Origin of the sequence: Pseudomonas farsensis (assembly GCF_014268805.2) — a bacterium.
Taxonomy (GTDB): domain Bacteria; phylum Pseudomonadota; class Gammaproteobacteria; order Pseudomonadales; family Pseudomonadaceae; genus Aquipseudomonas; species Aquipseudomonas farsensis.
Map to the genome: position 1 here is coordinate 37,249 of NZ_JABWRF020000004.1, position 24,883 is coordinate 62,131.

22 protein-coding genes and 1 pseudogene are annotated in these 24,883 nt (G+C 63.9%); 4 read left to right on the forward strand and 19 right to left on the reverse strand.

Going from position 1 to position 24,883, the window contains the following annotated elements; genetic code table 11:
* Positions 1 to 69: 69 nt before the first annotated feature.
* The gene (locus tag HU719_RS20005; protein WP_186523200.1) at positions 70 to 819 is read right to left on the reverse strand and encodes an SDR family NAD(P)-dependent oxidoreductase; all 750 of its coding nucleotides are present in this window, start codon (positions 817 to 819) and stop codon (positions 70 to 72) included.
* 193 nt (positions 820 to 1,012) lie between these two features.
* Here HU719_RS20005 and HU719_RS20010 point away from each other — a divergent pair, with 193 nt between their 5' ends.
* Positions 1,013 to 1,933 (forward strand): LysR substrate-binding domain-containing protein, encoded by a 921-nt coding sequence (locus HU719_RS20010; RefSeq protein WP_186537375.1) that lies wholly within the window; start codon positions 1,013 to 1,015, stop codon positions 1,931 to 1,933.
* A gap of 108 nt (positions 1,934 to 2,041) precedes the next feature.
* Here HU719_RS20010 and HU719_RS20015 read toward each other — a convergent pair whose 3' ends face one another.
* Positions 2,042 to 3,313, reverse strand: coding sequence for a carbohydrate porin (locus HU719_RS20015; protein ID WP_186537374.1), 1,272 nt, complete (start codon positions 3,311 to 3,313; stop codon positions 2,042 to 2,044).
* A gap of 124 nt (positions 3,314 to 3,437) precedes the next feature.
* Positions 3,438 to 5,843 carry a glucose/quinate/shikimate family membrane-bound PQQ-dependent dehydrogenase gene (locus HU719_RS20020; protein ID WP_186537373.1) on the reverse strand — a complete coding sequence of 802 codons (2,406 nt, stop codon included), beginning with the start codon at positions 5,841 to 5,843 and terminating at the stop codon, positions 3,438 to 3,440.
* Between the two features lie 296 nt (positions 5,844 to 6,139).
* On the opposite strand from HU719_RS20020, the gene HU719_RS20025 reads away from it, so the two are divergent.
* Both HU719_RS20025 and HU719_RS20030 read left to right on the forward strand, forming a co-directional pair.
* Positions 6,140 to 7,039 carry a LysR family transcriptional regulator gene (locus tag HU719_RS20025; protein ID WP_186537372.1) on the forward strand — a complete coding sequence of 300 codons (900 nt, stop codon included), beginning with the start codon at positions 6,140 to 6,142 and terminating at the stop codon, positions 7,037 to 7,039.
* 105 nt (positions 7,040 to 7,144) lie between these two features.
* The gene (locus tag HU719_RS20030; RefSeq protein ID WP_186537371.1) at positions 7,145 to 8,359 is read left to right on the forward strand and encodes an MFS transporter; all 1,215 of its coding nucleotides are present in this window, start codon (positions 7,145 to 7,147) and stop codon (positions 8,357 to 8,359) included.
* 376 nt (positions 8,360 to 8,735) lie between these two features.
* Here HU719_RS20030 and HU719_RS20035 read toward each other — a convergent pair whose 3' ends face one another.
* The 6 genes and pseudogenes from HU719_RS20035 to HU719_RS23980 all read right to left on the reverse strand — a co-directional run.
* Positions 8,736 to 9,593, reverse strand: a complete 858-nt coding sequence (locus HU719_RS20035) for a CAP domain-containing protein (RefSeq protein ID WP_186520669.1) — start codon at positions 9,591 to 9,593, stop codon at positions 8,736 to 8,738.
* A gap of 303 nt (positions 9,594 to 9,896) precedes the next feature.
* Positions 9,897 to 10,508, reverse strand: a complete 612-nt coding sequence (locus HU719_RS20040) for a cell wall hydrolase (RefSeq protein ID WP_186537010.1) — start codon at positions 10,506 to 10,508, stop codon at positions 9,897 to 9,899.
* Positions 10,509 to 10,556: 48 nt separating this feature from the next.
* Positions 10,557 to 11,474: an AEC family transporter gene (locus tag HU719_RS20045; protein WP_186520671.1), complete on the reverse strand. Its 918-nt coding sequence runs from the start codon at positions 11,472 to 11,474 to the stop codon at positions 10,557 to 10,559.
* 132 nt (positions 11,475 to 11,606) lie between these two features.
* Entirely contained in the window at positions 11,607 to 12,470 is an 864-nt protein-coding gene (locus HU719_RS20050; RefSeq protein WP_186520672.1) for a LysR substrate-binding domain-containing protein, read from the reverse strand.
* Positions 12,471 to 12,591: 121 nt separating this feature from the next.
* Positions 12,592 to 13,347: a methyl-accepting chemotaxis protein gene (locus HU719_RS23975; RefSeq protein WP_437179694.1), complete on the reverse strand. Its 756-nt coding sequence runs from the start codon at positions 13,345 to 13,347 to the stop codon at positions 12,592 to 12,594.
* 102 nt (positions 13,348 to 13,449) lie between these two features.
* Positions 13,450 to 14,739, reverse strand: a pseudogene (locus tag HU719_RS23980) (methyl-accepting chemotaxis protein); the annotation flags it as partial.
* 257 nt (positions 14,740 to 14,996) lie between these two features.
* Here HU719_RS23980 and HU719_RS20060 point away from each other — a divergent pair.
* On the forward strand, positions 14,997 to 16,316 hold the full coding sequence (locus HU719_RS20060) for a Na+/H+ antiporter family protein (RefSeq protein ID WP_186537008.1): 1,320 nt from the start codon (positions 14,997 to 14,999) through the stop codon (positions 16,314 to 16,316).
* 10 nt (positions 16,317 to 16,326) lie between these two features.
* On the opposite strand, the gene HU719_RS20065 is transcribed toward HU719_RS20060, so the two are convergent.
* From HU719_RS20065 to HU719_RS20110, 10 genes are all read right to left on the reverse strand, one after another.
* Complete coding sequence (locus HU719_RS20065) at positions 16,327 to 17,328, reverse strand: FecR family protein (protein WP_186537007.1); 1,002 nt, start codon at positions 17,326 to 17,328, stop codon at positions 16,327 to 16,329.
* Positions 17,329 to 17,455: 127 nt separating this feature from the next.
* Positions 17,456 to 18,019 (reverse strand): NUDIX hydrolase, encoded by a 564-nt coding sequence (locus HU719_RS20070; protein ID WP_186537006.1) that lies wholly within the window; start codon positions 18,017 to 18,019, stop codon positions 17,456 to 17,458.
* A 2-nt stretch (positions 18,020 to 18,021) separates the two neighbouring features.
* Positions 18,022 to 18,774 (reverse strand): GntR family transcriptional regulator, encoded by a 753-nt coding sequence (locus tag HU719_RS20075; RefSeq protein ID WP_186520677.1) that lies wholly within the window; start codon positions 18,772 to 18,774, stop codon positions 18,022 to 18,024.
* 88 nt (positions 18,775 to 18,862) lie between these two features.
* Positions 18,863 to 19,252, reverse strand: coding sequence for a carboxymuconolactone decarboxylase family protein (locus HU719_RS20080; protein WP_186520678.1), 390 nt, complete (start codon positions 19,250 to 19,252; stop codon positions 18,863 to 18,865).
* 209 nt (positions 19,253 to 19,461) lie between these two features.
* Entirely contained in the window at positions 19,462 to 19,947 is a 486-nt protein-coding gene (locus tag HU719_RS20085) for a flavin reductase family protein (protein WP_186537005.1), read from the reverse strand.
* Between the two features lie 15 nt (positions 19,948 to 19,962).
* On the reverse strand, positions 19,963 to 21,444 hold the full coding sequence (locus tag HU719_RS20090) for an aldehyde dehydrogenase (protein WP_186537004.1): 1,482 nt from the start codon (positions 21,442 to 21,444) through the stop codon (positions 19,963 to 19,965).
* The gene (locus tag HU719_RS20095; protein WP_186537003.1) at positions 21,441 to 22,274 is read right to left on the reverse strand and encodes an alpha/beta fold hydrolase; all 834 of its coding nucleotides are present in this window, start codon (positions 22,272 to 22,274) and stop codon (positions 21,441 to 21,443) included. The genes HU719_RS20090 and HU719_RS20095 overlap by 4 nt, the downstream gene beginning before the upstream one ends.
* Before the next feature lie 68 nt (positions 22,275 to 22,342).
* Complete coding sequence (locus tag HU719_RS20100; RefSeq protein ID WP_023535107.1) at positions 22,343 to 22,939, reverse strand: amino acid synthesis family protein; 597 nt, start codon at positions 22,937 to 22,939, stop codon at positions 22,343 to 22,345.
* A gap of 224 nt (positions 22,940 to 23,163) precedes the next feature.
* Entirely contained in the window at positions 23,164 to 24,204 is a 1,041-nt protein-coding gene (locus tag HU719_RS20105) for an LLM class flavin-dependent oxidoreductase (protein WP_186537002.1), read from the reverse strand.
* Between the two features lie 92 nt (positions 24,205 to 24,296).
* The gene (locus HU719_RS20110) at positions 24,297 to 24,782 is read right to left on the reverse strand and encodes a flavin reductase family protein (RefSeq protein WP_186537001.1); all 486 of its coding nucleotides are present in this window, start codon (positions 24,780 to 24,782) and stop codon (positions 24,297 to 24,299) included.
* Positions 24,783 to 24,883: the final 101 nt, after the last annotated feature.

The window sequence follows — 24,883 nt, forward strand, 5'->3', positions numbered from 1 at the left end:
CTGATCTCTTGTTGTTATCGATTGCCCCGCCCAGGCGGGGCTCAGATGCGAAACATCGGGCTGTTGCGATCAGTGGATCAGCATGCCCCCGTTCACGTCCAGGGTGATGCCGGTAAGGTAGCTCGACAGGTCGCTGGCCAGGAATAGCGCCGCGTTGGCAACGTCGCGCGCCTCGCCCAGGCGGCCCAGGGGAATACCTTCGATAATCGCGTGGCGGCGTTCGTCCTGCAGCAGACCGCCGGTGATATCGGTGTGGATCAGGCCTGGGGTGATGGCGTTGACCCGCACATTGTCAGGGCCAAGTTCGCGCGCCATGGCCTTGCCCAGGCCCAGTACGCCGGCCTTGGCGGCGCTGTAGTGCGGGCCGCCGAAGATGCCGCCGCCGCGCTGCGCCGAAACCGACGACATGCAGATGATGCTGCCGCTGCGTTGGCTGCGCATGGTCGGGATCACCGCCTGGGACATCAGCAGGGTGCCGCGCAGGTTGACGTCGACGATGCGGTCGAAGTCTGCGTTGGTGATGTCCAGGGTTTTCACCGGCTGGGTGATGCCGGCGTTGTTGACCAGCACATCGATGCGGCCGAACTGCGCCAGTACCTGAGCTACGGCATCGCGGACCTGGGCCTGGTCGGCGACGTTGGCGGCCAGGCCCAGGTGGCCTTCGCCAAGTTCGGCGGCGGCGCTGCGGGCGGCGTTGAGGTCAAGGTCGAGGATAACCACTTTGGCGCCGTGGGCGGCGAACGTCTGGGCAGTGGCGCGGCCAATGCCGCGGGCAGACGCTGCGCCGGTAACGATTGCAATCTTGCCTTCGAGTAGCATGGGAGTGCTCCGGGTGATTGTTTTTATGGGCGGTCCAGGCAGAACCGTTGGCCACAGCTTGGTCTGGGCGAGAGGGGCGGGCAACGACGTGGGCTTCAGCCTATGCTGAAAAAAATTCAGTACTGGGCAGTTGCGTGCGATCACGGCACAGTAACGCGCCACGCTTAAGGCCACGGAACCCGCAGGTAGACCGATGAATCACCACCCTGGCAACAAACCCTTGCAGCTGCCACCGCTGAAAGCGATTCAGGCCTTCGAGCAAGCGGCGCGGTTTGGCAACGTCGCACGCGCTGCCGAACAACTGAACCTGACCCCGTCAGCCGTCAGCCATCAGATCGCCAACCTGGAGGCGCTGATCGGCCGCCCGCTGTTTTTACGCAGCGCCAAGGGCGTGCAATTGACCCCGGCTGGCGAGCAATACCTGCGTGAGGTCAGCGGCTTGCTGCAAAACCTGGCCAGTGCCACCGAGCGCGCCGGCAGCGCCGTGGGGTTCGATTGCCTGCGTCTGCACTCGGCGCCAAGCTTCGGCTTGCTGTGGCTGCTGCCGCGTCTTGAGCGGTTTCGCCTGAGCCACCCGGATATCCAGATCAACCTGTCGTGTTCGTACGAGTCGTTGCATTTTGGGCGTAACCAGATTGACCTCGATATCCGCCATGGCTACCCCAACTGGCCGAGCCTTGAGGTGCGTACCATTCGCCATGAGCAGGCGACGGTGCTGGCATCACCGGCGCTGCTGGCGCGCCAGCCGATCGCGCAACCGGCTGACCTGCTCGGGCATAACCTGATTCTTTCGGAAGCGGCGCTGGTGCAGTGGCCGCAGTGGTTTGCCCAGCAGGGCGTGTCGTTACCGCAGGCGCCGTATGCGCTGAGCTTCGACCGTTCGTACATGAGCCTTGAGGCGGCCAGCCACGGCTATGGGCTGGCGCTGGAAAGCTCGTTGCTGGCCCAGGACTATATCGAGCGCCGGCAGCTGCAGCCGGTGTTCGGTGCCGAGCGAGCCAGCCCGGTCAGCGCCCACCATCTGGTGTTCCCGCGCGGGCATGCAGAGTTGCCGCGGGTGCGGCGGTTTCTGGACTGGATGCAAGGGCAGTTGGGGCATGACTTTAGTTATTGAATAGCTCGGGGCTGCTTGCGGCGCGCAAAGCAGGTTGGCGCATGCCTGTAGGAGCGGCATTGCGCCGCGATGGGCCGCAAAGCGGCCCGAAAAGACAGCGGTGCTGGCTTAGAAACTGGCCTTGACCTGCAGCCCGAGCACCAGCGCATTGTCGATGTCCTTGCCGGAAAACGCCCCCGGCTCGACGATGTACTGCACGTCCGGGCGCAGGTTCAGCCAAGGCGTTGCCTGGTAGCCGTAGCTCAACTCGATCAGCTGCTCGGCGCCATCGATGTTGGGGAACGGTTGCCCTGCATCGAACGCCGCCTCTTGCAGCACGTCGCGACTGCGCGGGTTCTGCACGGCGCGGCCATAGCCCAGGGCCACGGTGTCGCGGGGGCGGTTGGCGAACGGCTTGTACAGCACAACGCCTGTGCCATACCACTTGGTGAACGGCGAGGCCGCTTCACTGGAGGCCGAATACTGGCCAAAGGCATGCAGGCTGCGCCCCGGCATGGCCGGGTCGTTCCACACCGCCTGGTCGATCAACAGGTAATGGCCGCCCCGGCCAGCGACTTCCTTGCTGCTGCCGATGCGTTTGACGTTGGAGCTGTCGTAGTAGTAGCCCAGCTTGTACTCACCCGCAAGCTCCGCCAGGCGCTTGTACACCAGCTCCACCGGCACCACGGTGCCGGTGGTGTGCTTGGGGCCAAGGTGCCAGGCACGGCTCGAATTGCCGTTGCTTTGCGGGTCGACATTGAACGCCGCTACGCGCAGTTGCCAGGCCGGCGAAAAGTCGTATTTGATCCGCCCGCCGAGGTGGGCGTTGGGGTAATTGGTCCAGCCGCTGCCACCGGACATGTTCAGTGGGTGGCCGCAGAACCCGGCGTTCATGAAGTTGCACAGGATGCCGCTGTCCAGGCCGCCCAGGTCGTTGCCCATGGCCATGTAGCCGAGCTTGACGTTGAGTGCCGGCGTGAACAGGGTGCGTTCGTAGCTCAGTTCGGTCAGGCGGGTGTACAGGCCACCGTAGTTTTCCTGGATCGGCAGGCGGTTGCCCACCAGTTCTTCGGAGGCGCTGTTGCCGCGGCGGTCGTTGATGGTCAGCTGGACCTTGCCGGCGTTGTCCAGGCCGTACAGTTTGGACAGGTCGAACTGCACGCCCAGCTTGATGTTCTGCGAATAGCGCGCCGAGCGGTGCAGGCCGCCGTGAGCGTTGTAGGCGGTTTCGCCACTGTAGTCGCCGGTAACTTTGACGCCGTCTTGTTCGAGCTGATGGCGCAGGCCGCTCCAGTCGCCGGTAAGGGTGTCGCGGGTCAGCAGGTCGGTGTCGGCGAAGGCGCCGGTGCTGGCCAGGGCCAGCAGCAGGGCAGTGGGGGTAAGGCGAATTGCGGATGGCATTGCTAAGTCTCGTCGAATCGTTCAGGGCCTCTTCGCGTGCAAGCCAGCCCCCACAAGCACCGCGCCATTGCAAAGGCAGTGCACATCCTGTGGGAACGGGCCTGCCCCGCGATGGCGTCGTCGCTTACGGCAGTGCGTAAGAAATCACGTAGTCGCCACGGTCAGTCGACTGGCGCGCACCACCAGCGGTGATCACCACATACTGCTTGCCGGTTTTCGGCGAAACATAGGTCATTGGGCCGCCTTGGCTGCCAACTGGCAGGCGGGCCTTCCAGATTTCGCTGCCGTTGCTGCTGTCGTAGGCGCGCAGGTAGAAGTCCTGGGTGCCGGCGATGAACACCAGGCCGCCTTGGGTCGAGAGCGTGCCGCCCAGGGTTGGCAGGCCGATCTTGATCGGCAGGTGCATGCGGATGCCCAGGGGCCCGGTGTCCTCGACGGTGCCGACCGGGACCTGCCAGGCGATCTGGCGGGTCTTCATGTCAATGGCGGTAAGGGTGCCGAATGGCGGCGCCTGGCACGGGATGCCGGCCACCGACAGGAAGCGGTTCTTGTTCACCGCGTATGGCGTGCCTTGGAGCGGTACGGCGCCCATACCGGTGTTCAGCGCTTCACCACCGCCGGCAGCACTGCCTTTGTTCTGCGACGGGATAATCTGGATCCACAGGCCCAGGCGCATGTCGTTGACGAAGATGAAGCCATGCACCGGGTCGGTGGACAGGCTGCCCCAGTTCATGCCGCCCAGCGAGCCTGGGAAGCTCAGCGACAGGTCGGTGCCGGGCGCAGTGTACAGGCCGTCGTAGCGCATCTTCTTGAAGTCGATACGGCACAGCAACTGGTCATACGGGGTGGCGCCCCACATGTCCGACTCGGTCAGGGTCTGTGCGCCGATCTGCGGCATGCCGACCGATTTCGGCTGGGTTGGCGAGTACGGCTCGTTGGGGATGTTGCTTGGCTTTACCGGCACTTCGTCGACCTGGGTCAGCGGCTTGCCAGTGGCGCGGTCGAGCACGTAGATCTGCCCGGCCTTGGTGCCGATCACCACCGCAGGGACGGTCTGGCCGTCATCCTTGGTGAAGTCGATCAGGCTGGGCTGCATCGGCAGGTCGAAGTCCCAGAGGTCGTTGTGCACGGTCTGGTAGACCCACTTCTGGTTGCCGGTGGTGGCGTCCAGGGCCAGCACCGAGGCGCCGTAGGTGTGGTCCAGCTGGTTGCGCTCGACACCATAAATGTCGGTGGACGAGGAGCCCATCGGCAGGAACACGGTGTTCATCGCCGGGTCGTAGGACATCGGCGCCCAACTGTTCGGGGTGCTGCGCACGTAGGTGCTGTCGCCCTCAGGCGCGCTGCGCTGCTCTGGGTTGCCTGGGTCGAATGCCCAGCGCATTTGCCCAGTGATCACGTCGAAGCCACGGATCACACCGCCTGGCATGTCGGTCTGGACGTTGTCGGCCACACGCCCGCCAACCACCACGGTGGTGCCGGCGATCAGTGGGGCGGACGACAGCTGGTAGTAGGAATCGGGCACGTTACCCAGCCCGGCCATCAGGTTGACCTGGCCATTGTCGCCGAAGCCCTGGCAGAACGCGCCGGTGTCGGCATCGACGGCAATCAGGCGGCCGTCGATGGTGTTGGTCAGCAGGCGGCGCTGGCAGTTGGCGCCAGCGGCAACCGCTGCGCCGGTGACCGGCGAGCTGTTTGGTTGAGTGGGCTGGGCCAGCGGCGCGGTAGCGTCGAAGTAGGCCATGCCGCGGCAACGCTGCCAGACCTTGGACTGGGCGTTGATCGCGTTCTTCCACAGCTCTTTGCCGGTGTCGGCATCGAGGGCGATGAGGTTGTTGTGCGGGGTGCAGATGAACACCTTGTCGCCCACCTGCAGTGGGGTCAGCTGGTCCTCGGCGCCGTTGCCGTCGCTGATCGCCACGTCACCGGTATGGTAGGTCCAGGCCACCTTGAGCTTGTCGACGTTGCCACGGTTGATCTGGTCCAGCGCCGCGAAGCGGCTACCGCCCTCGGTGTTGCCGTAGTGTGCCCAGTCCTTCTGTTCCTTGCCGGCCTCGACCGGGGTCAGCCCGGGGCCTTTACCGGTGGGGGCGACGCTTGGGTGGGCGACGAACATGTTGCCCACGGCAACCACCAGCGCCACGGCCAGTACAGCGGCAACGCCATAGGCGCTACGGCCGCGGTTGCCGGCAAGCTGCGGGTAGACCAACGCCACGACCATGCCGATGGCGGCAAACATGAACAGGCGCGAGAACAGCGGCCAGAACACCAGGCCTACGTCGGCCAGGGCCCAGATCAGCGTACCGAGCAAAAAGGCTGCATACAGCCAGGCACCGGCTTTTTTGCGCCGCGCAATGAGAATGCCGGAAATGGCCATGGCCAAGCCGCCGACCAGGAAGTACCAAGAGCCGCCAAGGCCTGCCAGCTTGATACCGCCAGCGGCCAGGAGCAGGCCGAGCAGGGCGACGATAACGCCCAGGCCGACCAGGATGATTGTGCAGGCGCCAGAGGCGCGCGGGTTGTCTTTCATGCCAAGGATCTCGCAGGTGGAATGCGCCGGAGTTTAAACGCTTAGCAAGCTAATTAACAAGTTGGTACATTTTACTTCGGGACTGATTGTCGCAGGGCGGAACTACTGATTACGTTGCTAAAAGTGTAGATCTGCTTGGCTAGCGGTACGAAAAGCACTGTTCGTTTATCGAACGAAAAATTGCGGGCTTGCGACCTTGGTCCAGGCCCGCTGCGTTAAACCGGCCTTGGCCTGTGCAGTTGATTCCCGGCCTGGTTTGTAGGAAGGTTTCGGGCTTTGCCCCCACGGACGTTCACATGGACAAGCTGCTCGCGATCAAGGCGTTCATGGCCACGGTCGAAGCCCAAGGCTTTTCGGCGGCTGCGCGCCGGCAGGGTGTTGCGACCTCGTCGGTGACGCGCCTGGTCGATGCGCTGGAGGCGCAGTTGGGCGCGACCTTGCTCAACCGCTCGACGCGCCAGGTCAGCCTGACCGAGGCGGGCGCCAGTTATTACCAGCGTGCGCGGGACATTCTCGAGGCCCTGGCCGAAGCCGACGCGCGGGTCGGCGACCGTGGCGAAGAGCCTGTCGGGGTGTTGCGGCTGTGCTTGCCGGTCGAGTTCGGCCGGCGAGTCATTGCGCCGCACCTGGGCGGGTTTCTGGCGCAGCACCCCGGCCTTGAACTGGACATCGACCTCAGCGACCGCTTCGACGACCTGCTCGATGGCCGCTATGACTTGACCATCCGCCTGGGCGAGCCGGCACCCAGCGATGAGCTGGTATGCCGGCCGCTCGGGCGCTTCGAGCGCTGGCTGGTGGCAAGCCCTGGCTACCTTGCGCAACGCCCAGCGCTTGAGCACCCCAGGCAACTGGCAGATTGCGCCTGCCTGCGCTTTCGTTACGGGCAGTCGGCCCGGCCTTGGCGCTTGCGCGGTGATGGCCAGGACGTGGAGCTGGATGTCAGCGGCCCGTTGCGCAGTGCCAATGCCGACCTGCTGCGCGAAGCGGCCATCGCCGGCACCGGCGTGGCCTTGCTGGCCGACTGGCTGGTACGCGAAGACGTTGCGGCAGGGCGCTTGCAGCGGCTGTTCAGCGATTGGGAAGTCAGCCCGGGGGCCGCCAGTGCGACGATCAATGCGTTGTACCTGCCCAACCACCGGGGCTCGCGGCGGGTAATGGCGTTTGTGAAGTTCTGCGAGGCGCTGCTGAAGCGCTGAGCGTTGCGTACAGCGCAACGGCCTGTTGCGCTATGGCTGGATTCTGCGCAACGCCCGCTTGCGCGACCATGGCAGCACTTTCCCCGTCCACCGAGGCTAACTGTGATGAATTCTTCAACCGCTGCCGCGCAGCCGTCGGCCCAGGGCCTGAGCCGCGCCCTGGTGACGCTGCTGGCGTTCTGTTGCGGCGCCATCGTCGCCAATATCTACTACGCCCAGCCGATAGTCGGGCTGATCGCACCTGACCTGGGGCTGAGCCCCGAGCACGCCAGTTGGATCGTCTCGCTCACCCAGCTTGGCTATGCGCTGGGCTTGCTGCTGCTGGTGCCGCTGGCAGACCTGGTGGAGAACCGTCGGTTAATGATCGCCACGGCGGTGCTGGCGACCGTCAGCTTGCTACTGGCCGGCACCAGCGGTCATGGGCAGGGGCAACTGTTTCTCGGCTATGCGTTGCTGATCGGCTTCAGTTCGGTAGCGGTGCAAATGCTGATCCCGCTGGCGGCGCACCTGGCGCCTGAGCAGCAACGTGGCCGGGTGGTGGGCAATATCATGGGTGGGTTGCTGCTGGGCATCTTGCTGGCGCGGCCGCTGTCGAGCCTGGTGGCGGACCATTTTGGCTGGCGCGCGGTGTTTGTCGGGGCTGCGGGTGTGATGTTGGCGATCATCGTGTTGCTGGCTCTGACCCTGCCGCGCCGTGTGCCTGAACACAAAGCCAGCTATGCCGGGCTGATGGCGTCCTTGCTGGTGCTGCTGCGCCGTTACCCGGTGTTGCGCCAGCGTTCGCTGTACCAAGCGTTGATGTTCGCAGCCTTCAGCCTGTACTGGACCGCCGTGCCGCTGGCGCTTGCCGGTGAGCATGGGCTGTCGCAAAGCCAGATTGCGCTGTTTGCCTTGGTGGGGGCGGTGGGCGCAGTGGCAGCGCCGCTGGCAGGGCGCCTTGCCGATGCCGGCCACGCGCGGCGCGGCTCGTTGCTGGCGATGGCCCTGGCCCCTTTGGCCCTTCTGCTGGGGCTGAGCGCGCCGGGGGCTGGAGTGATCGGGCTGGCCCTGACCGGGGTGCTGCTGGATTTTGCCGTGCAGATGAACATGGTGATCGGGCAGCGTGAGGTCTATGCCCTGGACCCTGCCAGCCGTGGGCGGCTTAATGCGCTGTACATGACCAGCATCTTCCTCGGTGGTGCGCTGGGCTCGGCGATGGCCAGCGCGGTGTACAGCCAGTTTGGCTGGAGCGGTGTGGCGATGCTGGGGGCAGGGCTGCCGGCGCTGGCGCTGGCGTTGTTTTTGCTGGTTTCGCTGCGCGGTGGGCGCACAGCCTGCTGATTTACATCAGAAGTGGGGGATTCCGTGGTTTTGTACGACCCTGCACCGGCCTCATCGCAGGCTGGCGCCAGCTCTCACAGAATGTGGCTTGTCGCTATATCGGTGCCGTTTACGCGGTCAGTGTAGGAGCGGCCTTGTGTCGCGAAAGGGCTGCGAAGCAGCCCCAGGATCTGAGCAACCACCAGAATCGCTGGGGCTGCTTCGCAGCCCTTTCGCGACACAAGGCCGCTCCTACACAATCAAAAGCGACTTGCCCGAAACCATAGAATCTCCCACAGGAATTGAGTCAAGTGCCAATATCGCAGCTGACCCGGTCCCCTGTGGGAGCTGGCGCCAGCCTGCGATGAGGGCGGAACAGGCCTGCACAGTTATCTGCCTATTGCGCGGTGCCGAACAAGCCGGTCCAGTAGATCCCGGCATCGCTTTTCGGGTCCACGGCGTAGGCGGCACCCAGTTCGCGGTAGTCGGGGTTCATCAACGTGGCGCAGTGCCCAGGGCTGGCCAGCCAACCATCGACCACCTTGCGCGCGCTGTCGCGGCCCGCTGCGATGTTTTCGCCGATCTGCCGGTACTGGTAGCCGGCAAGCTCGGCGCGGTCGCCTGGGGTGCGGCCGTCGCGGTCCAGATGGTCGAAGAAGTTCTGGTTGGCCATGTTGCGGGTGTGGTTGGCGGCAACACCGGCCAGCGTGGTGTTCCAGGCAAGCGCCGGGGCGGCCGGGAAGGGTTGCCCACCGCACTGGCGCGGTACGTTACGTGCGGCGTTCACCTCTTGCAGCAGCTTCTGGCCTTCGGCCTGCCAGTCGCCCAGGCGCCCACTGAGCAGCGGCCGGGCGAGCACGATACGCCAGTCGCGGCCCTCTTGGCTGACGCCGATATCGACAAACTGCGGGTCGAGCACCACCTGGCAAAAACTCTCTTCGATGGCTTTCATGGCGGACTTGGCATCACGCGGCCCGGACAGGCTGATGGCCTGGACGTTGACCATGGGGTAGGCCGCCCGGCTCATCGCTTGTTGCAGGTCGCGGGTGCCCTCTGGCGACAGCGCCAGGCGGTTATCGCTGTTCAGCGGAGGCAGCTCCAGCGACGCTTCGCCCGCACAGCCCTGTGCCTGGCTGCGGTAGCTGTTGATCGTATCGATCAGTTGCGTCTCTTCGCCGGTCATGGCCTGGGCAGCGGCCGAGGCGAGCAGGCCCAGCGACACACCTAAGAGGCAGGCAACGGATGGGACGCGCATGTGAATCTCCCTGTAACTGGCAGCGTCGGGTTGTGCGCTGCCCATCCTACACAAGCACCGAGCGTTTGGCCCGGCGTTGTGCAGTCCCCATGAAGAACCGTCGTACGGAAGGTTCACGGCAAAAGAGGGGGTAGACCAGGGTGGATCGAAAAAGTGCGATGGACCGTGATCAATTGGCCCCATCGTTTGAACATTCCACCAGGTCGGGCGGTGTTGCGCACCGCTGTCTCAAACAGTCGACCGTTGGGGCTGCAGGCTGTTCCGTTGCGCTTGCGCGGGGTTGGCACTAAAGCCGGCAAGACATCAACGTGCCAAGGCCGGGTTGGGCTTGTAGAACAGAAAGTGCGTGGTCTGCGCCGTGCGCCGGTAGGCCTTGATCCAATCGGGCTTTACGCTGCGGTCATGGAAGTACAGCGCGCCGCCGGTAGGGTCCTTGAGCTGCTGGTTCAGCGCCTTGCGCGCGATCTCCTTGGCTACCGTGTAGCGGTCGGTCTCTTCGACCTGGTCTGGGCGGCCATCGCACCACCAGGAAAACTGGCAGCTCTTGCTCTCGACACCCTGCTTGACCACACCGCAGATGCTGTCCGGGAACCCCTCATGCCCTAGCCGGTTGAGCACCACACTGGCTACCGCACTCATATCGCGCTCATCGGCACCTTTGGCCTCCCAATAGATGGTCCGCGCCAGGCAGGTAATGCTGTCGTCCATCGGCGCCTGCCCAACCGGGTCAACTGCCTGAACCTCTGTCGGCGTCAGGGTTTCCTGTTTTTTTGGCGGCGGTGCGTCCTGCACCACTTTCTCCTCCAGCACCTGTGCCTTGTCTTCGGCAACGGCGGCCTTTTGGCTGTCAGCCGCCGCGATAGAGCCTGCAAACAGGGCCAGGGCAACGCCAGACAGTAGCAGAGAGAGACGCATGATCAGGTATCCGCAAGGTTGGGTGCGTGTGAGTTTAGCCGCCTCGCTTCAATTGAGCGTCAACGTCAGCATTAAAGGCAACGTCGCCGCCGCCAGCACCGTTTGCATCGCGATGATGGTTGCCATCAATGGTGCATTGCCGCCCATCTGCCGCGCCATGACATAGGACGACGAGGCGGTCGGCAGCGCCTGGTACAGCACCGCCACCACTGCGGCCTGGCCGCTGAGCCCAAGCATACGGCACAAGCCCCAGGTGGCCAGGGGCATCACCAGAAACTTGAACAGCGAAGCGGCCAGCATGGGCTTGACCTGTTGCCCAAACCGCGCGCCGCCCAGCGCTGCACCGACACACAGCAGACCCATGGGCAGTGCCGCCTTGCCCAGCGCACCGACCGTGGGCTCCAGCCCTGCCGGCAGGCCTAAGCCTGTGACCCGCAACAACATGCCCAGGCCGCAGCCGATGATCAGCGGGTTGGCGAAGATCGCCCGCACAATTGTGCCTGGCGAGCTATGGCGGGCGCTGAAGCGGGCGAACACCAGTACGCACAGCAGGTTCACCAGCGGCACGATGGCCGCGTTGGCCACCGCCGCCAGGGCGATCCCGGCGCTGCCGTAGAGGCCAAAGGCAAGGGTGGCGCCGATGTAGTTGTTGAAGCGAATGCCGCCTTGGAACACTGAGGTAAAGTCGGCGCCGTCGTGGTTGGCAGCGCCCTGGTACAGCACCAGCAGCACTGCGCCGAGCAGCGTCGAGAGCACCAGCACGCCGACCATGCCGAATATCGGTACACCTTCAAGGTTGGCGGTGGCCATGCCGTGCACGAACAGCGATGGCAGCAGCACGTAGTAGCTCAGCCGCTCGGCGCCTGGCCAGAAGGTCTCGGCCAGAAAACCGCGCAGCCGCAGCCAGGTGCCTAAGGCGATAAGGAGAATGATCGGGACGAGGGTGGTTAGCAGCAGGTCAAGCATGGGCGACGGTCCGTGGTCGGGTACCGGCACAGGGTAGCGTAGGGGAATGAGCAGAAAAAACGCTGTTTTCTGCATTTACCGTTGAGAAAAAATCAACCCTCGCAGAGTCGTTCACAAGCGGCCAGGCCGCGCCTACGCCCCGAGCGCGGTTCTCAGCACCGCGCTCAAATGCCGGCGCTGGCTCTTTTCGTGCTCCAGCAATACCACCCGGCGGGTCAGCTGCGGTTCGCCGAAGGGCAGGATGGTCGCCGCCGGAAGCCGCTGCAGGTCATCATCACTGACCGGGATCACCGCCACGCCCAGGCCCATCGCGGCCATGTGTGCCAGCGCCTCCTGGCTGTCCAGCTCCATCTGCTCGCTGACCTGCAAGCGCTGACGGCGCAGCTCCTGCTCGATCTGCCGGCCAGCCCAGGCGCGCTTGTCAAAACGCAGGAACGGCAGGTTGGCCAGTAGCTCCGGCAGGCTTTGGCCGGCATGCTCGGAGCTGGCGATGGCCCAGAATCGATCCTCGAACAAGGCGGTGTACTGCAAGCTCTGCGGGTAGGGGCTTACCGGTTCGGTGGTAATCGCCGCGTCCAGCTCGCCGTCTTCGACGCGCCTGGCAAGCTCGGCAGACATACCCGACACCACGCTTACGTGCAGCAGCGGATGGTGCGCCTTGATCCATACCAGCGCCTTGGGCAGGCGCCGCGCCAGGACGGTGTGAATCGCGCCGATACGCAGCCGCCCGCGCAGGCTCGGGCCGCTGGCAAGGGTGTCGGCCAGCTCGTCGTAGGCGGCCAGGATGCTCTCGGCGCGAGCCACTGCCAGTTGCCCGGCTTCGGTCAGCACCACTTGGCGCCGGCTACGGTCGAACAGCGCGACCTGCAGTTCGTCCTCCAGCGCCTTGATGTGCAGGCTGACCGCTGAGGGCGTGAGGCTGAGCAAGTCGGCGGCACGGGCGAAGGTGCCGTGGCGGGCAATGGTGACCAGGGTGCGCAAGGCTTTGAGGGACACGGGCAGCGGCTCCGCAATGAGCTGTTCGCAACATTGTCCGGGGCCTCTGCCGGGCTGGCAAGCAGAGGGGCAGGGAAGTGCTGCCCCGCCTGAGCGGGCGCAGCACGCGCCGGGCGTTGGATCAGACGCGGAATTGATCCATCAGCCCCTGCTGCTGGTTGGCCAGGCTGTTGAGCGACTGGCTGACCCGCGCCGACTCGTTGGCCTGGCCAGACAGCGACTCGGTGACATCGCGGATGGTGGCGACGTTGTGGTTGATCTCCTCGGCCACCGCGCTTTGCTCCTCGGCAGCGCTGGCAATCTGCAGGTTCATGTCGGTGATCACCGTCACGGCCTGGCCGATGCGCTGCAAGGCGGTGACCGCCTGGCCAACCTGCTCGACACCGCCCTGGGCCTGGCGGTGGCTGCTGTCCATGGCACCTACCACTTCCTGGGTGCCCGCTTGCAGGGCTTCGATGACCTGGCGGGTTTCCTCCACCGACTCCTGGGTGCGACGGGCCAGGTTGCGGACTTCGTCGGCGACCACGGCAAAGCCGCGCCCGGCTTCACCGGCGCGGGCGGCTTCGATGGCTGCGTTGAGGGCCAGCAGGTTGGTCTGTTCGGCAATCGAGCGGATCACCTCAAGCACTGAACCGATCTTCTCGCTGTTGAGTGCCAGCCCTTCGACCTGGCCCATGGCGGTGCTCATGTCGGCAGCCAGCGCGCCAATGCGCGTGGTGGTGTGGTCGATGACCGCCAGGCCCTCGCGGGTGGCCAGGTCGGCTTCGCGCGCGGCCTGGGCTGCCTGGGCGGCGCTGCGCGCGACATCCTGGGCGGTGGCGCTCATTTCGTGGGAGGCAGTGGCCACCTGGTCGACCTGGCGGTACTGCTGCTCCATGCCGGCGCTGGTTTCAGCGGCAATAGCGGCGGACTGGTCGGCGGTACTGCGCGCCGCCTGCACCGAACGTTTCACGTCGGCGATGATCGGCTGCAGCTTGTCGAGGAAACGGTTGAACCAGCCAGCCAGCTCGCCCAGTTCGTCGTGTTTGTCGTATTGCAGGCGGCGGGTCAGGTCGCCTTCGCCGCTGGCGATGTCCTTGAGCATGGCGGCAACGCCGAGAATCGGCCGGGTTACCGTGCGCGCCATCAGCCACACCAGTAACAGGCCGAGAATCGCCGCGCCAAGGCCCAGCCCCAGTTCCAGCAGGGTGCCGCTGGTATTGAGCGCATCCAGCTCCTGCTTGAGCGCGTCAGCGGGGCCCGTGAGCACGCTGTCCGGCACCTGCAGTAAAACGCCCCACGGTTTGGCGCCTGGGATCGGCTCAAAGGCCGCCAGCACTTTCAACTGTTGCTGATGGTGCAGCACCTGCAGCTTGCCGTCAGCCAGCTTGCGCACCAGTTCAGCGCCTTGGGCGCTGTCGACCTGGTCGAGGCGCTGGGCCAGTTTGTCGGCGTCGGCGCTGTAGCCTGCCAGCAACCCGACTGGGCTGAGAATGCCGACGGTGGTGCGGCCTTGGTACAGGCTGCGGCTGGCCGATTCGCTCAGGGCTTGCAGGCTGTTGAGGTTGATGTCGATGGACAGCGTGGCGATTACCTTGCCGTCGCTCTTGAGCGGGAAGACGATGCTGGTCATCAGCACGCGCTGCCCGTCGATGTCATAGAAGTAGGGCTCTACCACGCATACCTGCCCGGTGCTGCGCGGGCATACCCACCACGTGTTGGCTGGCTGGCCGCTGGGGCCGACCTCGGTATTGGCCATGTCCAGTTCAGGCAAGGCCATCGAGGTCAGTTGGCCGGCACGCGGTTGTGACCAGTACAACGCGAAGCGGCCGGTTTCGTTGCTGCCAAGCGCCGCCTGCCCGGCGAACAGCGTGTCCTTGCCATCCAGCGCACCGGGCTCGAACACCAGCGACAGCCCGAGCAGGTCGGGGTTGGCCTGCAGGGCGGCGCGCACCTGCGCGGTCATGTCCTGGCGCAGATCGTAGGCGTCGAGAAAGCGCTTTTCTGCCTGCTCGCGCAGGAACAGCACTTGGCGGGCGAAGCCTGCACCGTACTGATAGGCGTCCATGAACTGGCGACGGATATTCAGTGCCTGCACCTCGCCCTGGGCTTCGATACGCGCCTGGGCCGATTCACCCAGCATCTTGGTGCTGCTGGCCTTGACCAGGTCGGAGCTGTGGTCCATGCGGTACAGCGACAGGCCGACCAGCAAGGTGACGATGCTGGCCAGGCACAGCCCGGCCAGCAGGGTGATTTTCCATTGAATCGAGAGTTGTCGCAGCGCAGGCATGGGGGCAAATCCCTTCTGATAATTTTTAATGCTGCCGATTGTATCGGCGATGCTCGGTTTTTCTTGATTGAACGTTCAATCAGTTCTCTGCGACTTTGGTCTCGTCCTACAACAAAGCGCGACGGATACGGCTTTGACATCTGTTATTTCGTGCTTCAGAGTGTGCGCCCTTCATAACAAGATCCCCCTGTCCCGGCCGCTGCCTGTGTGCAGCCTGGCGCCGGACGCTTTTCTTTTGTCTGTCGAACGAGGTTTTCATGAATGCAGTGATAGCTGCGGTAGGGCTCATGCTGATCATGAGTTTGTCCCGCGTGCATGTGGTCATCGCGCTGATTGTCGGTGCCATGGCCGGCGGCCTGGTGGGCGGGCTGGGCATCGAGGGCACCCTGAAAGCCTTCAACGGTGGCCTGGGCGGTGGTGCGACGGTTGCGCTGTCCTACGCATTGCTGGGCGCTTTTGCCGTGGCGATCGCCAAGTCGGGGCTGGCCCACGCGCTGGCCGATTGGATGTTGGCCAAGGTCGACCGTCAGGGGGCGCAAAACGCGCGCATGGTGAAATGGCTGATCATCGGCCTGATGCTCCAAGTGGCGGTGGCGTCGCAGAACGTGCTGCCGATTCATATTGCGTTCATCCCGTTGCTGATCCCGCCGCTGCTGTACGTGATGACGCGCCTGCGTATCGACCGGCGGCTGATTGCCTGTGTGGTGACCTTCGGCCTGATCACCCCGTACATCTTCCTGCCGGTAGGTTTCGGTAATATTTTCCTCAACGAAATTCTGCTGGCCAACGTCAGCCGCGCAGGCGTCGATGTCAGTGGCGTCAATGTCACCCACGCGATGGCCATTCCGGCTGCAGGCATGCTGTTCGGCCTGCTGGTAGCGGTGTTCATCAGCTACCGCAAGCCACGCGACTATGACCTGGAACGGGTCGAGCAGGTCGAGCAGGTGAGCATGCAGTACCAGCCACGCACCTTGCTGGTGGCAGCCCTGGGCATCGTCGTCGCCTTTGCGGTGCAGCTATGGCTGGGTTCGATGATCATTGGCGCAATGGTCGGCTTTCTGGTGTTCTCGCTGTCGGGCATCGTGCGCTGGAAAGACAGCGACGACGTGTTTACCGAAGGCATGAAGATGATGGCGATGATCGGCTTCATCATGATCGCCGCCTCAGGCTTTGCCGAGGTGCTCAAGGCGACGGGCGAAGTGAAGGGGCTGGTCGAGGCGTCGGCGCAGTGGATCGGCCACAGCAAGGGCGTGGGTGCGCTGCTGATGTTGCTGGTGGGCCTGCTGGTAACCATGGGGATCGGTTCGTCGTTCTCCACCGTGCCGATTCTGGCGGCGATCTTCGTGCCACTGTGCGTGCAGCTTGGTTTTGACCCTATTGCCACGGTATGCATTGTCGGCACCGCCGGGGCATTGGGCGACGCGGGGTCGCCCGCTTCGGACTCAACCCTGGGCCCCACCTCGGGCCTGAATGTCGATGGGCAGCACCATCACATCTGGGACACCGTGGTGCCCACCTTCATCCACTACAACCTGCCACTGCTGGGCTTTGGTTGGTTGGCGGCGATGATGCTGTAACGCGCGCGGGTCAGCCGCGGCTGGGCGGCGGGACGATGCGATTGAGGACGGTGCTGCCGTCCTTGCTGCGGGTGAGGTACACCGGCAATACCTTGGGCAGCGTATCGACCAGCCGGGCAACTTCACGGGTGTTGTAGATGCCGCTGATGCGGATGCGCGCGGTGCTGTCATCCGCCAGCAACAGCGGCTTTTCGAGGTAGCGATTGATCACAGGCAGTGCCTGACGCAGGCTCAGGTTGTCCAGTACCAGCTTGCCACTGCGCCAGGCGAGCGCGTTGTCATAGTCGTCGCTTTGCGCCAGGTGCGGCTCGAAGTCGCCCATTTGGTAGGTGGCCTGCATGCCTGGGCCCAGGCGGTAGCCGCCGCTGTCACCGTCACTGCTGACCAGCACCGAGCCTTCGACCAGGGTCACCTTGACCTGGTCATCGTACTTCCACACGTTGAACTGCGTACCGGTCACCCGTGTCTGGCCGTTGCCGGCACGGACGATGAAGGGGTGGCTGCTGTCGTGCGTCACCTTGAAGAACGCCTCGCCCTTGATCAGCGTGACGCGGCGCTCGTCCTTGAAATTGAAGTAGCGCAGTTCGCTGTGCAGGTTCAAGTCGACGCGGCTGCCGTCGTTCAGTTGCACCTGCTGCAATTGATCGCCGGTCTGGAAATGCTGATAACTGCTCGGCAGCCAGTTCTGTTCCCAGCCAACCCAGCCGGCCAGCGGCAGGGCCATCAGTGCGATTGCTGCTGCTGAGGCCAGCGGCCGCCAGTTGCGCGTGCGGGCCTTGCGCCGAGGGCTGAGCGCGACGACATTGTGTTCGCGGGGCAGCAGGTCTGCGGTTTGCCAGATTTCCAGCATTGCCTGGTATTCAGCGGCGTGACGCGGGTCGGCTGCCAACCACTGACTGAACGTTGCCCGTTCTGCGGCCGAACAATCGTCGGCATGCAGGCGCATGCACCAATGCGCCGCGGCATCGGTAATGGCATCGTCTTCGCTGAGGGGGTGGCGGTCCTGATTCATTACGGCTCCCGGTTTTGCCGCATTCTACCCTCGGGCGGGGCATTCCGAGAACGGATTAATGGCGAATGACTATCAATTGACTGCATTTTCCTCGTGGATGCGCATGGGTCTTATTGGGACTTGCGCGTCAACGAATGAAGTGCACCTTGCCGGTGTCGTCATTGCCCATGTAAATGCCGTAGACCCCCGCCTGGCGCTCGAGGATATAGCGCTCGAGAATCTGCCGAATGGCCGGGTAATAAATGTCATCCCACGGAATCTCGTCAGGCTCGAAGAACTTGTAGGCCAGCGTCTCGGCCCCGTACTGGCCGGTCTCTTCGGTTACCACCGCGCGGAAGATGATGTAGACCTCGCTGATCTTCGCCACGCTGAAGATCGAGTAGGGGCAGACGATGTCGGCGCGTACGCCGCTTTCTTCCCACACCTCGCGCAGCGCCGCCTGCTCGGTGGTCTCGCCGGCTTCCATGAACCCGGCCGGTAGCGTCCAGGTGCCTGGGCGCGGCGGGATGGCGCGCTGGCACAACAGGTACTTGCCATCACGTTCGATGATGCACCCGGCGATGATCTTTGGGTTGATGTAATGGATGTAGCCGCAACCGGTGCAGTGCAGGCGCTCGTGGGTGTCACCGGTGGGCACGCCCCGGGCCAGTTCCTTGGTGCAGTGCGGGCAGTAGCGCGGGGCGGTGGGCATGGTCAGCGGCCTATGCGAGGGTCCTTGAGGGGCAGGGGAGCGACGATTTCGCGGACCTTGGCGTTGTCGTCCTGCTTCTGACGCAGGTATTCCAGTGCCACCTTGGCTGCAGCGCGCACGTGGTCGACCGAAGCCTGGTGCGCCGCCAGCGGGTCGCCGCCCTTGATCGCCTCGACCATTTTTTCCATTTCGCGGTTGCTCGCGCCGCGGCGGTTTTCCTGCGAGACCGAGGTCGCACGCAGGTAGCTGATGCGGGCCTGCAACTGGCGTAGCTGCTGGGCTGCAACCTGATTGCCGGAGCCTTCCAGAAGCACGTCGTAGAAGCCTTGTACCGAATCGAGTACTTGCGCCAGTTCGCCTTCTTCGAGCGCTTCGCGGTTCACTTCAAGGGCGCGTTCCAGGGCACGGATGTCCTTGCTCTTGGCGTTGAGGGTGAACAGCTGGACGATCAGCCCTTCGAGCACGCAGCGCAGCTCATAGATGTCGCGGGCGTCTTCGAGGGTGATGATGGCCACCCGCGGGCCCTTGGCGTCGGCGAACTCCACCAGGCCTTCGGACTCGAGGTGGCGCAGGGCTTCGCGCACCGAGGTGCGGCTGACGCCGAGGCGGTCGCAGAGGTCGCGTTCGACCAGGCGGTCGCCGGGCAGCAAATGGAAGTTCATGATCGCGCTGCGCAGTTTGTCGAGCACGATTTCGCGGAGCGTGACGGGGTTGCGGTTGACCTTGAAGCTGTCGTCGAGTGGCTGGCGTTTCATCAGGTGCGCTCTTTATGAGGCTGTTGCGCCAACATCGCGAAGGGCCACGAACCGTGGCGCTCCATGCAGTGGTTCGAACAGCCCGGTGTTAACGGGTGGGCTCTGCATCGGCCTCGGCGAACGCTTCGCGGGCCAGGCGGAAACTGTCCACCGCCGCAGGTACGCCGCAATATATGCCGACTTGGAGCAGGATCTCGCGAATCTGTTCACGGCTCAGCCCGTTACGCAATGCGCCGCGAATGTGCAGCTTGAGCTCGTGGGGCCGGTTGAGCGCGGAAATCATGGCCAAGTTTATCATGCTGCGCTCTTTGAGCGACAAGCCATCGCGGCCCCAGACATGGCCCCAGCAATACTCGGTGACCAGCTCCTGCAGCGGCTTGGTGAACTCGTCGGCGTTCTGGATCGAGCGGTTGACGTAGTCTTCGCCGAGCACCTGGGTGCGGATGGCGAGGCCTTTTTCGTACTTCTCGTTGCTCATGGGCCGGGTTCCTGCGTAGGTTGAATAAAAATGGGGGCCGCAACCGGGGGTGAGGGGGTGTGTGCGACCCCCGAAAAATGTGGGGCTGCTGTGCAGCCCATCGCAGGCTGGCGCCAGCTCCCACAGGTAGTGCATACCTCAAAGGCAATGAAATGCCTGTGGGAGCTGGCGCCAGCCTGCGATGGGGCGCACAGCACCCCCGGCGGTAGTCAGCCCAAAGGTGGCAATGCGCCGAGCTTGCCGCGATGGTAGACCATCGGCGTCACCGGCTGCTCTGGCAACACCAGGTTCTTCACCGCGCCGACGATGATGGCGTGGTCACCGCCGTCGTATTCGCGCCACAGCTCGCACTCGATGATCGCCGTGGCCTTGGTCAGCAGCGGGTTGCCCAACTCGCTGAGCTGCCACTCGATCCCTTTGGCCTTGTCCTTGCCTTTACCGGCGAAGGCGTAGGCCTCGGCGGTCTGCTCGGCTGACAGCAAGTGGATGGCGAACTGCTTGCTGTCACGCAGGATCGGGTAGGTGTCGGAGGCATAGTTGGGGCAGAACAACACCAACGCCGGCTCGATCGACAGCGCACTGAAGGCGCTGGCGGTGATGCCGACGATGGCGCCGTCGGCATCCAGCGTGGTGACCACGGTGACACCGGACGGGAACGAGCCCATCACGTCTTTGTAGATGCCTGGTTCGATCATTTTGGCTGCACCTCGTTAACGCATCACGAACGGGTCGGGCATCGGCGCTGTGGACAGGTTGATCCACACCGTTTTCAGCTCGGTATAGGCAAGCACCGAATCGATGCCACTCTCACGGCCATAGCCGCTGTTCTTGAAACCGCCGATGGGCGCCATGGCCGACACCGCACGGTAGGTATTGACCCAGATGATGCCGGAGCGCACGTCACGGGCCAGGCGGTGGGCGCGCCCCAGGTCGCGGGTCCAGATGCCGGCTGCCAGGCCGAACTGCGAGTCGTTGGCCATATCCAGCGCCTCTTGCTCGGTCTTGAAGCGGATCACCGCTGCCACTGGGCCGAACACTTCTTCCTGCATGATGGTCATCGAGTTGCTGTCGCACTCGAACAGGGTCGGCTCATAGAACCAGCCGTCCCCCTCGACCTCGGCACGCTTGCCGCCCATGTGCAGCTTGGCGCCTTCTGCCTTGGCGGCGGCCACCAGGCCTTCGACCACCGCCAGTTGCTGTGCGGTGGCCATCGGGCCCATTTCGCTGGCGTCGTCCTGCGGGCTGCCGATGCGGATGCGCTTGGCGCGCGCTACCAGGCGTTCGACGAACTCATCGAAGATCTCGTCCTGCACCAGCAGGCGCGAGCCCGCCACGCAGCTTTGCCCGGAGGCGGCATAGATACCGGCCACCGCACCGTTGATGGCGCTGTCCAGGTCGGCGTCGGCGAAGATGATGTTCGGCGACTTGCCGCCCAGCTCCAGCGACAGCTTGGCGAAGTTTTCGGCGCTGCTGCGCACCACATGGCGAGCCGTGGCGGCGCCGCCGGTGAAGGCAATCTTGCGCACCAGCGGGTGGCGGGTGAGGGCGGCGCCAGTGCTTGGGCCGTAACCGGTGACCACGTTGACCACGCCAGGCGGAAAGCCCGCTTCGAGCGCCAGGCGGGCCAGTTCGAGGAGGGTCGCCGAGGCATGCTCGGAAGGCTTGAGCACGATGGTGTTGCCGGCGGCCAAGGCTGGGGCGAGCTTGATTGCGGTCAGGTACAGCGGGCTGTTCCACGGGATGATCCCGGCCACCACGCCGATCGGCTCGTGCACGGTGTAGGCGAACAGGTCCGGCTTGTCCAGGGGCAGGGTGCCGCCTTCGAGTTTGTCGGCAAGGCCTGCGGTGTAATGGAAGAACTCCGGCAGGTAGCCGACCTGGCCGCGGGTTTCGCGGATCAGCTTGCCGTTGTCACGGCTTTCGAGTTGGGCCAGGTGCTCTTTGTTTTCGGTGATCAGGTCACCCAGACGGCGCAGTAACTTGCCCCGGGCGGTGGCGGTGATGCTGCGCCAGGCTTTGCTTTCGAAGGCGCGCTGGGCCGCTTGCACGGCCAGCTCGACATCGGCCTCGCCGGCGTCTGGCAGTTGCGCCCACGCCTGGGCGGTGGCCGGGTTGAGGCTGTCGAAGGTCTTGCCGCTCTGGGCATCGAGCCACTGGCCGTCGATGCACATCTGGAAACGAACGAGGGTCATGCAACAATCCCCTTGGCGGATTCGGTGAGGGTGCGGGCTTGGGCGAGGAAGTCGAGCAGCATCTTGTTGACTTCGCGCGGTGCTTCCACCGGCATCATATGCCGTTGCTCGGCCAGCACCACGCTGTGCGCGCCAGGGATTCTGGCAGCGAGCTGGCGGGTCATGGCCGGGGTGGAGCCGGCGTCGAGCTCGCCGGTGGCGATCAATGTCGGCACCTGGATACTGCCCAGATCATCGGCGCGGTACATGTCCTGGGTGGCGAACAGAGAATAGGTGGTGTGGTAGCCCTGCGGGTCGTTGCCGGCCAGGATCTGGCGGATGGCAGCTACCTGGGCCGGGTTGGCGGCCTTGTACTCGCGGCTGAACCAGCGGTCCAACGCGGCGTCGACGTTGGCGTCGGGGCCTTGTTCCAGCGCCTGCGCCGCACGGGCGATGACGCCTGCGCTTTGCTCTTCGGTGCGCTGGAATACGCTGTTGAGCACCACCAGCGCAGCCAGACGCTGCGGGTAGTTGAGGGCAAAGGCACGGGCCACGAGACCGCCCATGCTGAACCCGATCACCGTCGCCTGGGCGATTTGCAGGTGGTCAAGCAGTTCGGCCAGTTGTTCGGCGTAGCCTTCCAGCGGCGTGTCGGCGGCTGGCATCGGGCTTTGGCCATGGCCGAGCATGTCGTAGGCGATGACGCGATAGTCGTTGGCAAGGCCGACGATCTGCCCGCCCCACATTTCCTTGTTCAGGCCCACGCCGTGGATCAGAACCACGGGCTGGCCCTGGCCGTGGACGGTGTAGCTGGTCCCGGCCGGTGTACGTTCAGCGACAGGCTGAATCATGGAGGGCGCTCCTTGAAGGTCGGGCGCGGCGGGTATGCACGCCACGCCCAGGCCCGTCTTGGTTATTGTTATTGAGCGTTGGCTTTTTCGGCAGCCAGTTCTTCCAGGTCGATGTAGCGGTTACCGATGCGCGGGTGCAGACGGCCGCCGTCGGCGGCGCCCAGGACCACGACGATTTCGTCAGCGCGCGGGGCGTCTTCGATCTGCATTTCCAGGGTGATGTAGTGCGAGCGCAGGCCTTCGTCGTCCTTCTGCATCATCGGGATCTGGATTGAGGTGCCCGGGCCGCCGCGCTTGTTGGTGAAGCTCAGGTAGCTCTTGGCCTGTACGGCTTCCCGGTAGTGGTTGCCAAAGCGCAGGGTGTGGATCACTGCAGAGGCGTGTTCGATTTCGCCGTCGGCGCCGACCACCGCAGCTTTACCATAGGCCTCGATCTTGTCAGCGCCGCCGATGGCGGCGGTCAGGCGCTCGACCATCAGCGCACCGAGCTCGGAGCAGTGGGCACGGATTTCCGGCTTCAGGTCGTCAACGAAACCGCGCCCAGCCCATGGGTTTTTGATCACCACGGCCAGGCCGACCATGGTCACTGGCTTGTCGGTGGCCTTGCCGCCTTCGATGCGGGTTTCTTCGGAGTAGGTGACGATTTTGCGGATTTCGAAACTCATGGGGGGCTCCTAAGTAGGGTTATCAGCTCTTGTTGTCTGATGGTATACCATAATATTTGTTGTGCAAGACCCGACTGAAAAATTGTTTCGTCGGGGGACGAAAGGTCGGCTGATGCCTTGAAATACGGGCTTTCTGTATTGGCGCGCAGCGCGGGGTAAGCCTAAAAAAGCCCGCTCTCACGGGAGAGCGGGCTGGGTCCTGCAATCAATCAGGCAAAGGGAATTCAGGCGAACGCCGGCACCACTTCCTTGATGAACAGCTCAAGCGATTTTTTCTTCTCTGCGTGCGGCAGGCTGTTGTCACACCAGAAGCTGAACTCGTCGACGCCAAGCTCTTGGTAGTACTTGATACGCGCGATGATTTCTTCGGGGGTGCCGATCATGGTGTTCTTGCGGATGTTGTTCAGGTCGAACGCCGGCACTTCGGCAAATTTCGATTCAGGGCTTGGCTCGAGGAAGCCATTGACCGGGGTGGTCTTGTTGCCGAACCAGGCATCGAATGTGCGGTAGAAGCGCGCGATAGCCTGGGCGCCGACCTTCCAGCCTTCAGGCTCGGATGGGCTGTGCACATGGGTATGGCGCAGCACCATCAATTGTGGGCGTGGCACATCCGGATTGTTGTCCAGCGCGGCCTGGAACTTGTTTTTCAGGTCCAGCACTTCTTCATCGCCTTTCATCAATGGCGTGACCATGACGTTGCAGCCATTGGCCACGGCAAAGTTGTGTGAGTCTGGGTCGCGGGCGGCGATCCACATCGGCGGTACGGCGTTGAACGGCTTCGGCACGCTGGTGGACGTGGGGAATTTGTACACTTCGCCGTCATGGGCGTAGTCGCCTTCCCACAGCTTGCGCACCACCGGCACCATTTCGCGCAGCGCCTTGCCGCCGTCGGTGGCTGGCATGCCGTTGGCCATGCGGTCGAACTCGAACTGATAGGCGCCGCGGGCCAGGCCCACTTCCATGCGGCCATTGCTGATGACGTCAAGCAGGGCGCATTCGCCTGCTACGCGGATCGGGTTCCAGAACGGCGCAATGATGGTGCCGGCGCCCAGGCGGATTTTCTCGGTGCGGGCGGCAAGATAGGCCAGCAGCGGCATCGGGCTCGGCGAGATGGTGTACTCCATGGCGTGGTGTTCGCCGATCCACACGGTGCTGAACCCGCCGTCTTCGGCCATCAGGGTCAGCTCGGTCAGGTCTTCGAACAGTTGGCGGTGGCTGACCTGTTCATCCCAACGTTCCATGTGCACGAACAACGAAAATTTCATGGGGCATTTCCTCGGAGCTTGTTGTTGTCGCCTGCCGGGCAGGCTTTGGAGTTCGCCACAGGCACCTGGGCGCCTGCTTGTAGAAGAAGGGCTCAGGCGAAGGCGGGCAGGCTGGCCATCTTGCCGCGGCAGTAGATCATCGGGCTCGGCGCTTGCTCAGGGATGATCAGGTTGTGCACCTTGCCGACCATGATGGCGTGGTCGCCACCTTCGTATTCACGCCACAGCTCGCACTCGATGACGGCGGTGGCGCCGGCCAGGATCGGGTTACCCAGTGCGGACAGCGTCCACTCGATGCCGACGGCCTTGTCCTTGCCCTTTTTGGCAAACGCGTAGGCCTCGGCTTGCTGTTCACCGGAAAGCAGGTGAATGGCAAAGCGCTTGTTCTTCATCAGTACAGGATAGGAGTCGGAGCTGTAGTTGGGGCAGAACAGCACCAGCGGCGGGTCCATCGACAGGGAAGAAAAAGCGCTGGCGGTCAGGCCGACGATCGATCCGTCGTCGTCCAGGGTGGTGATGACGGTCACGCCGGAAGGGAAGGAGCCCAGGACGTTCTTGTAGACAGTTGCGTCGATCATCGTGTGTACCTCGCAAAGGCGGCGGTGGTCCGCTGTTTTTATCGTTGATGTGTCTGATGGTATACCGTAATACCTATTTTGCAAGTGGAATTTTCGCCCGC

Coding starts and splice junctions, on each gene's coding strand:
- HU719_RS20025 (WP_186537372.1), top strand. CDS start 6,140: ATGGACAAGCTGCTCGCGATCAAGGCGTTCATGGCCACGGTCGAAGCC.
- HU719_RS20100 (WP_023535107.1), bottom strand. CDS start 22,939: ATGAGTTTCGAAATCCGCAAAATCGTCACCTACTCCGAAGAAACCCGC.
- HU719_RS20105 (WP_186537002.1), bottom strand. CDS start 24,204: ATGAAATTTTCGTTGTTCGTGCACATGGAACGTTGGGATGAACAGGTC.
- HU719_RS20110 (WP_186537001.1), bottom strand. CDS start 24,782: ATGATCGACGCAACTGTCTACAAGAACGTCCTGGGCTCCTTCCCTTCC.
- HU719_RS20090 (WP_186537004.1), bottom strand. CDS start 21,444: ATGACCCTCGTTCGTTTCCAGATGTGCATCGACGGCCAGTGGCTCGAT.
- HU719_RS20045 (WP_186520671.1), bottom strand. CDS start 11,474: ATGCTTGACCTGCTGCTAACCACCCTCGTCCCGATCATTCTCCTTATC.
- HU719_RS20010 (WP_186537375.1), top strand. CDS start 1,013: ATGAATCACCACCCTGGCAACAAACCCTTGCAGCTGCCACCGCTGAAA.
- HU719_RS20040 (WP_186537010.1), bottom strand. CDS start 10,508: ATGCGTCTCTCTCTGCTACTGTCTGGCGTTGCCCTGGCCCTGTTTGCA.
- HU719_RS20065 (WP_186537007.1), bottom strand. CDS start 17,328: ATGAATCAGGACCGCCACCCCCTCAGCGAAGACGATGCCATTACCGAT.
- HU719_RS20020 (WP_186537373.1), bottom strand. CDS start 5,843: ATGAAAGACAACCCGCGCGCCTCTGGCGCCTGCACAATCATCCTGGTC.
- HU719_RS20080 (WP_186520678.1), bottom strand. CDS start 19,252: ATGAGCAACGAGAAGTACGAAAAAGGCCTCGCCATCCGCACCCAGGTG.
- HU719_RS20070 (WP_186537006.1), bottom strand. CDS start 18,019: ATGCCCACCGCCCCGCGCTACTGCCCGCACTGCACCAAGGAACTGGCC.
- HU719_RS23975 (WP_437179694.1), bottom strand. CDS start 13,347: ATGGAGCAGCAGTACCGCCAGGTCGACCAGGTGGCCACTGCCTCCCAC.
- HU719_RS20085 (WP_186537005.1), bottom strand. CDS start 19,947: ATGATCGAACCAGGCATCTACAAAGACGTGATGGGCTCGTTCCCGTCC.
- HU719_RS20075 (WP_186520677.1), bottom strand. CDS start 18,774: ATGAAACGCCAGCCACTCGACGACAGCTTCAAGGTCAACCGCAACCCC.
- HU719_RS20095 (WP_186537003.1), bottom strand. CDS start 22,274: ATGATTCAGCCTGTCGCTGAACGTACACCGGCCGGGACCAGCTACACC.
- HU719_RS20030 (WP_186537371.1), top strand. CDS start 7,145: ATGAATTCTTCAACCGCTGCCGCGCAGCCGTCGGCCCAGGGCCTGAGC.
- HU719_RS20060 (WP_186537008.1), top strand. CDS start 14,997: ATGAATGCAGTGATAGCTGCGGTAGGGCTCATGCTGATCATGAGTTTG.
- HU719_RS20005 (WP_186523200.1), bottom strand. CDS start 819: ATGCTACTCGAAGGCAAGATTGCAATCGTTACCGGCGCAGCGTCTGCC.
- HU719_RS20015 (WP_186537374.1), bottom strand. CDS start 3,313: ATGCCATCCGCAATTCGCCTTACCCCCACTGCCCTGCTGCTGGCCCTG.
- HU719_RS20035 (WP_186520669.1), bottom strand. CDS start 9,593: ATGCGCGTCCCATCCGTTGCCTGCCTCTTAGGTGTGTCGCTGGGCCTG.